This is a genomic window from Bacillus sp. SIMBA_005 (assembly GCF_046535585.1).
GTDB lineage: Bacteria > Bacillota > Bacilli > Bacillales > Bacillaceae > Bacillus > Bacillus pumilus.
The window spans coordinates 1-245 of the sequence record NZ_JAWRWI010000966.1 but is presented as its reverse complement, the minus strand read 5'-3'; the positions used below and the strand labels follow the sequence as shown (position 1 = coordinate 245).

The 245-nt window shown below is 51.0% G+C and carries 1 protein-coding gene; it reads left to right on the top strand.

What is annotated here, in order from left to right:
* Positions 1–245: YfkD family protein (locus SB660_RS22970; protein ID WP_410584836.1), on the top strand; the 245-nt coding region annotated here is incomplete at both ends.

The window sequence follows — 245 nt, the reverse complement described above, 5'->3', positions numbered from 1 at the left end:
ACAGCAAACCGCGGTTATCTCATACGCCCAAGAACAGCAGTACAAAATCAAAGGCGGGCTCACAGCGAAGGTGCCGAACGCAGAAGACGTAAAAAGCATGATGATGCAAAAAGCGATGAAGAAAACAAAACTGCCGCTCGCGTTTGAAACGGTTATCGGCGCAGGCACAAAACGCGATCAAACCTACAAAATTTCTCCGCAGCGGCTCGGCTACCTGCACGCCTACGCTCCGGCCGTTAATGAAA